This window comes from Dyella sp. ASV21 (assembly GCF_016428975.1).
Taxonomy (GTDB): domain Bacteria; phylum Pseudomonadota; class Gammaproteobacteria; order Xanthomonadales; family Rhodanobacteraceae; genus Dyella.
Window position 1 is genome coordinate 1 of record NZ_JAELTT010000109.1, and the last position, 8,560, is coordinate 8,560.

An 8,560-nucleotide genomic window follows, 5' to 3' on the forward strand; every position below is an offset into this window, starting at 1 on the left:
CCGATGCCAGCACGCAGGCTCTGCGCGATGGCGTGGCCGCCACGGCAGTCAAGGCGCCGCGCGGGAGCCTGCCGCTATGGGTGGTGCACGGCGCCGCCGACGGCTTGTTGCCGACGCACTTCACCTCGGAGCCTTATGTGGAGTGGTCCCGCGCCAACGGGGCGCACCCGCTCTACTGGAAGGTGCCCTACGCACAGCACTTCGACGCCTTCCTCGCCATTCCCGGTTTTGGCGACAAGCATGTGCCGTTGCTGCCCTATGGTTACGCGGCGCTGGATCGGTTGTGGGCCCATCTGTTCCAGGGGGCGCCCTGGCCGGCGGTGGTGCCCACGCCCAGTCCGCAGCCCCGTGGCGCGGGCGCGCTGGAGGCAGGGCAACTGGCGCTGCCGGCACCGTGGGCGGCTGGCCCGGGCTGAGGGTGGCGTGGGCGATTCGCCTGACAACGACGCAAGCTGGGGTATCCTTGCCGGCCCCAGGGCGCTCGTGGCTGCGCGCTGCTTTTGAAACCTAAGGATTTCCGATGACCATCAACGTCACCCTGACCACCAACCGCGGTCCGATTCACCTGCGCCTGCACGATGACAAGACCCCGGTGACGGTGGCGAGCTTCGTCAACCTGGCGCGTCGCGGCTACTACGATGGCCTGGCATTCCACCGCGTGATTGAAGATTTCATGATCCAGGGCGGTTGCCCGGAAGGCAGCGGCCGTGGTGGCCCGGGCTACCGTTTCGAGGACGAGTTCGACGCCTCGCTGCGTCATGACAAGCCCGGCGTGTTGTCGATGGCCAATGCGGGTCCGCGCACCAACGGCAGCCAGTTTTTCATTACCCACGGCGCGACGCCGTGGCTGGACGGCAAGCACAGCGTGTTCGGCGAAGTGCTGAGCGCGGAAGACCAGGCCGTGGTCGACGCCATCCGCCAGGGTGACGTCATCGAGAAGGTGACGCTGGAAGGCGACGTGGATGCCTTGCTCGCCGCTCAGGCCGATCGCGTGAAGGAGTGGAACGCGGTGCTCGACGAGCGCGTCTAAGCGTCCGTGTAAGCATCCCGTGAAGAAGCCGCCGTTCTCGCGAACGGCGGCTTTTTCATGGGTGATTGTCATGGCGGTGTGCGGGGAAGCGGCCTAGAATCGAGCCGCTCCACACGACACACGATGTGCGTCATCCCACACTCAAGGAGAATGTAGTCATGTCATTTCTCAACGATCTGCTTGGCGCGGCCCAGGGCAACGAGGCTGGTGGTTCCTCGCTGGTTTCCGTGGCGGGCCAGCTGATTGAAAAGGCGGGCGGCGTGCAGGGGCTGGTGGCCATGCTGCAACAGCACGGGCTGGGCGATGCGGCGCAGTCCTGGGTCGGTAACGGCACGAACCAGGCCGTCTCGGGCGAGCAGCTGGGCCAGGCCTTGCAGAACGGTGGGCTTGGTTCGCTGGTACAAGAGGCGGCCGGCAAGCTGGGCGTGGACCAGAACCAGCTGCTGGGACAGCTCTCCCAGGTGTTGCCGCATGCGGTGGATCACCTCACACCGGAAGGGCAGGTGCCGGCGGCCGGCGGTTTCGATCTGGGTTCGCTCGCGTCGCTGGCGGGCAAGCTGTTTGCGGGCAAGACGGCCTGAGGCAAGCGTTCAAGACCCCCGGCGGTGCGCTAGGCACCGCCGGGGCAATCAGCGTCAGGAAGTGACGTTGCGGCGGAACAGCGCGTGATAGATCACCAGCAGAATCACGGCGCCGGCGACTGAGCCGAGGAAGTGCACGAAACCGGTCTCACCCCACCAGCCCAGCTTTTCGCCGATAAAGGTGGAAATGAACGAGCCGGCGATACCCAGGATGGCGGTGATGATGAAGCCCATCGCCTCTTTGCCAGGCGTGAGCGCCTTGGCGATTACACCTACGACCAGACCGACGATGATTACCCATAGCCAGTGCATATGCGTGTGTCCTTGGTGAGTGTTCGGAAGGTTTCCAGTGCACCCCAGCCAGGCCTCGTCCCGTAGACCCGTGGCCGCCATGTCCCGGGCAATCCCTGCCAGGTCGGGCGGCTGTGCGCATCATGCAACGGCGCAGGGGGCGTCCGCACCTGGGCAGATGGAAGAGGCGGGGGTGGGTTGCCTCGGCGCGGCCGGCTGACTTCGTAACTGCTTGAAGTCAATCGATTCCCTTTCTTTCCGGCCGATGGCCGCTCCAGGGCGAGCCTGGCGTCAATGCGCCGATCGTCGGGGGTAGGGTAGGCGGATGACGCGCCGCCGCATGCTAAAATCATCAAGTTTGCTGTCTTCGTCCCCACTCACGAGGAAGTCATGCCCCAGCTCGCCCAGCGTGTCGGTCGCGCCAAGCCCAGCGCGATCATGGTCATCGCCGAAAAGGCCAAGCAGCTCAAGGCTGCCGGTCGCGACATCATCAGTTTCTCCATTGGCGTTCCCAACTTCCTGCCAGGCGAGCACGTCTACGCCGCCGCACGCGAGGCGCTCCAGCACGATTCCGGCCAGTACGGCAGCAACCGCGGCGCGGATGCGCTGCTGGATGCTTTCCTGGCGCATATCGAAAAGCTGGGTTTTACCGGTTACGGTCGCAGCAATCTCTCCGTAGGCATCGGCGCCAAGCAGGTGTTGTACAACCTGGCCGAGGCGCTGCTCAACGAAGGCGAGGAAATCGCCTTTGCCGCGCCGTATTGGACCACCTATCACGATATCGCCGACATCGTGGGTGCCAAGGCCAACGTACTGCATTGCGGCCCGGAGCAGCACTACAAGCTCACGCCAGCTCAGCTCGACGCCGCACTGGCGCGCAAGCCCAAGGTGTTTCTGTTCAACAACCCGTCCAACCCCACCGGCATGGTCTATACGCGCGATGAAATCGCGGCGCTGGCCGAAGTGCTGGTGAAGTATCCGGACACCTGGATCATCACCGACGACATCTACAACTCGATGGTGTTCGACGGCATCGGCTATCACAACTTCGTGCACGTGAAGCCGGAGCTGAAAGATCGCCTGATCTTCGTCGACTCGGTGTCCAAAACCTACGGCATGCCCGGTTGGCGCGTGGGCCTGATCGCCGGCCCCGAGGTGGTGGCCAAGGCCATCACCACGCTCAACTCCAACCACATCACCAGCGTGCCGGAAGTGATCACCGCCGCGGCAGTGGCTGCGTTCGGCGGCCCGCAGGATGTGCCGGAGGCCAAGTGCAAGGAATTTGCCGGCAAGCGCGACCTGGTGGTCAACGCGCTGCGTGCGATCCCGGGCGTGGTGTGCCCGTATCCGCAGGGCGCGTTCTACGCTTTCCCCGATGTGTCCACCGCGTTCGGCAAGAGCCATAACGGTGTGCGCATCAACAACGATGTGGAGCTGTGCGCCGCACTGCTGGAAGCCAAGGGCGTGGCCTGCGTGCCGGGCTCGGCTTTTGGCGAGCCGCGCGCCATGCGCATTTCCTATACCTGCCCGTCGGCACAATTGCAGCCCGGGTTGGAACGTATCCAGGCGTTCTTCGCAGAACTGACCTGATGGTCTTGGGGCCCGTGCCGGTTGGCGCGGGCCTTGTCTTTTGTAAGTTAGCCCAAGTTGAAGGAGTTTCCCCGATGAAAGCCCCTGTTCGTGTTGCCGTTACCGGCGCTGCCGGCCAGATCGGTTACGCCCTGCTGTTCCGCATCGCCGCGGGCGACATGCTGGGTCCGGACCAGCCGGTGATCCTGCACCTGCTGGAAATCACCCCGGCGCTGCCCGCGCTGCAGGGCGTGGTCATGGAACTCAACGATTGCGCGTTCCCGACGCTGGCTGGCGTGGTGGCTACCGACGACGTCAACGTCGCCTTCAAGGATGTGGATTACGCCCTGCTGGTCGGCGCCCGTCCGCGTGGCCCGGGCATGGAGCGCAAGGATCTGCTGGAAGCCAACGGCGCCATCTTCGGCCCGCAGGGCAAGGCCCTGAACGATCACGCCAAGCGTGACGTGCGCGTGCTGGTGGTCGGCAACCCGGCCAACACCAATGCGCTGATCGCTCAGCAGAATGCACCGGATCTGGACCCCAAGTGCTTCACCGCCATGGTGCGCCTTGACCACAACCGCGCGCTGTCGCAGCTCGCCGAGAAGACCGGCAAGCACAGCACCGACATCAAGAAGATGACCATCTGGGGCAACCACAGCTCCACCCAGTATCCGGACCTGCACCACGCCACCGTGGACGGCAAGCCGGCGCTGTCGCTGGTCGATCAGGCCTGGTACGAGAGCGATTTCATCCCCACCGTGCAGCAGCGCGGCGCCGCGATCATCAAGGCCCGTGGCGCTTCCTCGGCGGCTTCCGCTGCCTCGGCCGCCATCGACCATATGCGCACCTGGGCGCTGGGCACCGCGGAAGGTGACTGGGCTTCGATGGGTATCCCGTCGGACGGTTCGTACGGCATCGCCCCGGGCGTGATCTACGGCTACCCGGTGACCGTGAAGGATGGCAAGTACGCCATCGTGCAGGGCCTGGACATCAACGACTTCTCGCGCGCACGCATGGATGCCACCGACAAGGAACTGCGCGAAGAGCGCGCCGGCGTCGAGCACCTGTTCGCCAAGAAGTAAGGCGACACGCCCCCGCCTCGCGCGGGGGCGATGGTCGGCGGGACGGATATGCATACCATCTTGATCGCCGACGATCACCCGATGTTTCGCGCAGCGCTGCAAGAGGCGCTGCGCGAAGTCGCCCCCGATGCTCGCGTGTTGGAGGCGGCCAGCGAAGAGCAACTCACGGCGATTGCGCGCCAGGAGTTATCGCTCACGCTTGCCCTGCTCGATCTGGCGATGCCGGGCAGTACGGGTTGTTCCGCGCTCCACGCATTGCGTACCACACGCCCTGAGTTGCCCGTGCTGGTGATCTCCGCGCAGGAGCATCCGTCCGTGGTGCAGCAGGTATATCGTGCCGGTGCCGTCGGCTTTGTTTCCAAAGTCGCTTCCATCGAAACCTATGCTCAGGCGATACGCGCCGTGCTGGCGGGTTCGCGTTGGTTCAAGGATGCGCCCGGGTTTGCAGGGCAGGTGGACGGCGCGATGGCCGAGCGCGTGCGACTTTTGTCGCCACCGCAACAGCGCGTGCTGGCGCTACTGGCGCAAGGCCTGCTCAACAAACAGATCGCCGATCACTTGGGGTTGGCGGAGAACACGGTCAAAACGCATGTGGCTGCGTTGCTGCGCAAGCTCGGTTGTCGCTCACGCGCGCAGGCCGCCGGCCTGGCGCGATGGCTGTCGCCGGTGGATGCATCAAACGCGGCGTCGAACGGAACCAGCGTAAAAGGCGCCACGTAAATACGGGGCGCGCGATGACACGCGATGCGCGTCGTTAGAACGCGACTTGCGCGCGCACTTCAACGATATCCGGCGACTGCCTTACGCCCTGGCGCGATGCGCGCGCCCATACGTAATTGCCCTGGAACTTGAAGTACGGCGTGAGGTACCAATTGGCGCCCACGGTCACGTCGTGCTGGCGACCGCCGTTGACGTTGCCATGGTCCAGATCGAGCGCGCTGTAGCGGGCCAGCAGCTCCAATGCACCCCATGACGAGCGCGGTTTGACGTTCGCGGTATTGCCGGCGGCGTAACCGCGCGACTCGCCGGTAAGCACGTAGCTGGCAAACGCGTAATAGCCGTCCGCAACGTAGCTGGGCAAGCCGTCTCGGCGGCTGACGCGCGAGCGCAGGTACTCGCCTTGCAGCGACCAGGGCCCATGAATCCACAAGCCTTCCAGACCCGTGCGTTCAATACGCTTGGCTTGGCTGAGCGTGCCCGAATCCACCAGACGCGCGCTGGTCAGCGTGGTCTCGGGGGAGGCTTGCCAACGTGCGCTCGGCCGCTTGTACACGCCACGGCCATCGGTGACGGCATCGGGGTGCTCGACGGCCGCCGCCAGGCCCAGGTGCACCACATCGCCCGCTGCCTTGCGTGGGGTCCAAGCGACGTGCGCCGCCGTGGTGGTGCCATCGTTGTTGCCCTGGAAATCCTGCCAAGGGTAATAGCCCGCCTGGATCAGATAGGCCGGGCGCTCCAACGTCCAGTCCACGCCGGTGCGCCGGCTCTCCTGATGGGCTGGCACGGGCAGCGCCAGTTCGATGAAGCTGTAGTTGCGCGAGCCCGTATTGCTTTCCAGGCCCATCGGGATCTTGGTGTGGCCGATGCGGAACTTGCCGTAATCCGCGCCGAACAACCAGGCACTTTCCACGCGCCAGAATACGTCCAGCCACCGTTTGGACTGGAAATCGAAGTAGACCGTAGCGTCCCATTCGCCCTTGCGGCGCACCGAGCCGCCGAACTCCTTGCGGCGATGCGTGTGCGCATCTTCGATCAGGTCGGTGTGGCGAGTGTGGGTAAGGTCGTACTGGTAGTTGCCGGTGATCCGCCACTCCGTGCCGCCGGACGTGGTGTAGCGGGTCGGCCAGTTGTTGAAATCGGCAGCATGGGCGCTAACGGCCAGGCTCAGGCAGGCTGCACCGAACAGATAGGTACGCATAAGGTCGTCCGTGGAGGGCGTGAGGTCAGGTCGTTTCGGGCTTGCGGGTGGTGGCCAACTCCGCCTTCAGGCGGGCGTGATCCAGCTCGCCCTCCCAGTGCGAAACCACCACCGTGGCCACGCCATTGCCGATCAGGTTGGTGATCGCACGCGCTTCGCTCATGAAGCGGTCGATACCCAGGATCAATGCCATGCCGGCCACGGGCACCGACGGCACCACGGCCAAGGTGGCGGCCAGGGTGATGAAGCCCGCGCCCGTCACGCCAGAGGCACCCTTGGAGGTGAGCATGGCCACGCCAAGCAAGGTCAGCTCCTGCATCAGCGTGAGCTCCACGTTCAGCGCTTGCGCGATGAAGATGGCGGCCATGGTGAGGTAGATGTTCGTGCCGTCGAGGTTGAAGGAATAACCGCTTGGCACCACCAGGCCGACCACGGAACGCGAGCACCCCAGTCGCTCCAGTTTCTGCATCAGCGGCACCAGCGCGGACTCGGACGAGGAGGTGCCCAGCACCAGCAGCAGTTCGTCGCGGATGTAGCGCAGGAAGCCAAAGATGCTGAAGCCCGTCATGCGGGCAATGGCGCCCAGCACGATCACGACAAACAGCACGCAAGCGAGGTAGAAGCCGCCCATCAACTTCATCAGCGGCCCCAGGCTCTCCACGCCGTACTTGCCGATGGTGAAGGCCATGGCGCCCATCGCACCCAGCGGGGCCAGTTTCATGACCATGCCCATGATGCGGAAGAACACCTGCGACAGCGCCTCCAGCAGGTTCATCACCGGCCTGGCGCGCTCGCCAAGATGGATCATGGCGAAACCGAACAGCACGGCCAGCAGCAATACCTGCAACAGGTCACCGCCGGCACTGAAGGCGTCGGCAAAAGTCTTGGGAATCAGGTGCAGCAGAAACGGCACAATGCCCTGCTCGTGCGCCGCCTTGGTGTACTTGCTCACGGCGCTGGCATCGAGCGATTCCACGCTCACGTTGAAGCCGGAGCCTGGCTTGAGCAGGTTCACCATGAGCAGGCCGATGACCAGCGCGAAGGTGGAGACCACCTCGAAATAAAGAATGGCCTTGGCGCCGACGCGACCGACCTTCTTCACATCCGATACGCCGGCAATGCCGAGCACCACGGTAAGGAAGATGATCGGCCCGATCAGCATCTTCACCAGCGAAATGAACCCGTCACCCAGCGGCTTGAGCGCAACGCCCGTATCAGGCGCGTAGTGACCGATCAGGCCACCCGTCACGATGGCGACGAGTACCCAGAAATAAAAATGACGATGGATCGAGCGCATAGCCACACCGATAAAGCAGGACCGGCGAGCTTCTCAGCGGCTGCAGTGCTCGCAAATTGGACCTATCGGTTAGGTTGATTCCCTTTTTATATGTGGGTGCTGGACTACTTGAGTCGACTATTTGGCTGTGCGGCGCGGCTTGAGCATGGTGCGCCGAGTTGGGCGGTTGGGAGTCGTTTGGTCGGGAAGTCGCCAAATCAAACGGCTTGATGCGAACGGCGCGCGGCTTGTACCAAAGGAGGTTCTGCGGCAACCGGTTATCGTGCAGCAGCACCTGCACGGGTAAGCGCAGCGGCACGGTGCTGCCCATACGCATAGGCGGGGTCAGCGGTATCCGGCTCATGCCTGGCCCGCGCTGATGTGCGTGCACGCGCCAACACGCCAGCGTGTGCGCAGTGAACCCGTGTCGATACCGTGGCGCCGCCTGTCAGCCAAGTTGTGAGTAGGCGCAGGCGTACGGTTCGGCCAACACTGACAGCGCGCGCGGCCTTTTCCGGATGGGCCACGCGCCCCGCTGGCCTCATCGTAGTGCGTTCCTGCCCGCCACTGAGGGACCGCCGATGGCGCGCCCATCCGATCTGCGTTTCACCTTTCACCCGGCCCACGGACCGGCCCTCGATGTCGTCCGCTTTACCCTCACCGAAGGCCTCTCGCGGCCCTTCCAGCTGGCCCTGGAACTGAGCAGCCCGCAGCCGGACCTGGACTTCGGCGTGCTGCTGGATCAACCGGCTCTGTTCTGCCTCTGGCAGGGCGCGCAGGCGGTGCGCCATGTGCACGGCGTGGTGTCGGCGA

The 8,560-nt window shown here is 64.5% G+C and carries 10 protein-coding genes; 7 read left to right on the forward strand and 3 right to left on the reverse strand.

Annotated features, from left to right (window positions below):
* From JHD67_RS20275 to JHD67_RS20285, 3 genes are all read left to right on the forward strand, one after another.
* A partial coding sequence (locus JHD67_RS20275; protein WP_233172135.1) for a D-(-)-3-hydroxybutyrate oligomer hydrolase occupies window positions 1-416 on the forward strand: 416 nt, incomplete at its 5' end.
* 104 nt (window positions 417-520) lie between these two features.
* Entirely contained in the window at window positions 521-1,030 is a 510-nt protein-coding gene (locus tag JHD67_RS20280; RefSeq protein WP_199100979.1) for a peptidylprolyl isomerase, read from the forward strand.
* Window positions 1,031-1,188: 158 nt separating this feature from the next.
* Window positions 1,189-1,611: a YidB family protein gene (locus tag JHD67_RS20285; protein ID WP_199100980.1), complete on the forward strand. Its 423-nt coding sequence runs from the start codon at window positions 1,189-1,191 to the stop codon at window positions 1,609-1,611.
* A 54-nt stretch (window positions 1,612-1,665) separates the two neighbouring features.
* Here JHD67_RS20285 and JHD67_RS20290 read toward each other — a convergent pair whose 3' ends face one another.
* Window positions 1,666-1,923 (reverse strand): GlsB/YeaQ/YmgE family stress response membrane protein, encoded by a 258-nt coding sequence (locus tag JHD67_RS20290; protein ID WP_199100981.1) that lies wholly within the window; start codon window positions 1,921-1,923, stop codon window positions 1,666-1,668.
* Between the two features lie 369 nt (window positions 1,924-2,292).
* Between JHD67_RS20290 and JHD67_RS20295 the strand changes: the two genes are divergently transcribed.
* From JHD67_RS20295 to JHD67_RS20305, 3 genes are all read left to right on the forward strand, one after another.
* Window positions 2,293-3,492 (forward strand): pyridoxal phosphate-dependent aminotransferase, encoded by a 1,200-nt coding sequence (locus JHD67_RS20295; RefSeq protein ID WP_199100982.1) that lies wholly within the window; start codon window positions 2,293-2,295, stop codon window positions 3,490-3,492.
* A gap of 74 nt (window positions 3,493-3,566) precedes the next feature.
* Window positions 3,567-4,553, forward strand: coding sequence for a malate dehydrogenase (locus tag JHD67_RS20300; protein WP_199100983.1), 987 nt, complete (start codon window positions 3,567-3,569; stop codon window positions 4,551-4,553).
* A 48-nt stretch (window positions 4,554-4,601) separates the two neighbouring features.
* Complete coding sequence (locus JHD67_RS20305; RefSeq protein WP_199100984.1) at window positions 4,602-5,273, forward strand: response regulator transcription factor; 672 nt, start codon at window positions 4,602-4,604, stop codon at window positions 5,271-5,273.
* Between the two features lie 34 nt (window positions 5,274-5,307).
* Here the strand turns inward: JHD67_RS20305 and JHD67_RS20310 are convergent, their stop codons facing one another.
* Both JHD67_RS20310 and JHD67_RS20315 read right to left on the reverse strand, forming a co-directional pair.
* Window positions 5,308-6,471, reverse strand: coding sequence for a porin (locus JHD67_RS20310; protein ID WP_199100985.1), 1,164 nt, complete (start codon window positions 6,469-6,471; stop codon window positions 5,308-5,310).
* A 25-nt stretch (window positions 6,472-6,496) separates the two neighbouring features.
* Window positions 6,497-7,768 carry a dicarboxylate/amino acid:cation symporter gene (locus JHD67_RS20315; protein WP_199100986.1) on the reverse strand — a complete coding sequence of 424 codons (1,272 nt, stop codon included), beginning with the start codon at window positions 7,766-7,768 and terminating at the stop codon, window positions 6,497-6,499.
* A 560-nt stretch (window positions 7,769-8,328) separates the two neighbouring features.
* Here JHD67_RS20315 and JHD67_RS20320 point away from each other — a divergent pair.
* Window positions 8,329-8,560: contractile injection system protein, VgrG/Pvc8 family (locus JHD67_RS20320; protein WP_255557402.1), on the forward strand; the 232-nt coding region annotated here is incomplete at its 3' end.

What these genes read in the sequence shown, in the direction of transcription:
- JHD67_RS20300 (WP_199100983.1), top strand. Translation starts at nt 3,567, where the DNA reads ATGAAAGCCCCTGTTCGTGTTGCCGTTACCGGCGCTGCCGGCCAGATC.
- JHD67_RS20305 (WP_199100984.1), top strand. Translation starts at nt 4,602, where the DNA reads ATGCATACCATCTTGATCGCCGACGATCACCCGATGTTTCGCGCAGCG.
- JHD67_RS20310 (WP_199100985.1), bottom strand. Translation starts at nt 6,471, where the DNA reads ATGCGTACCTATCTGTTCGGTGCAGCCTGCCTGAGCCTGGCCGTTAGC.
- JHD67_RS20295 (WP_199100982.1), top strand. Translation starts at nt 2,293, where the DNA reads ATGCCCCAGCTCGCCCAGCGTGTCGGTCGCGCCAAGCCCAGCGCGATC.
- JHD67_RS20315 (WP_199100986.1), bottom strand. Translation starts at nt 7,768, where the DNA reads ATGCGCTCGATCCATCGTCATTTTTATTTCTGGGTACTCGTCGCCATC.
- JHD67_RS20290 (WP_199100981.1), bottom strand. Translation starts at nt 1,923, where the DNA reads ATGCACTGGCTATGGGTAATCATCGTCGGTCTGGTCGTAGGTGTAATC.
- JHD67_RS20280 (WP_199100979.1), top strand. Translation starts at nt 521, where the DNA reads ATGACCATCAACGTCACCCTGACCACCAACCGCGGTCCGATTCACCTG.
- JHD67_RS20285 (WP_199100980.1), top strand. Translation starts at nt 1,189, where the DNA reads ATGTCATTTCTCAACGATCTGCTTGGCGCGGCCCAGGGCAACGAGGCT.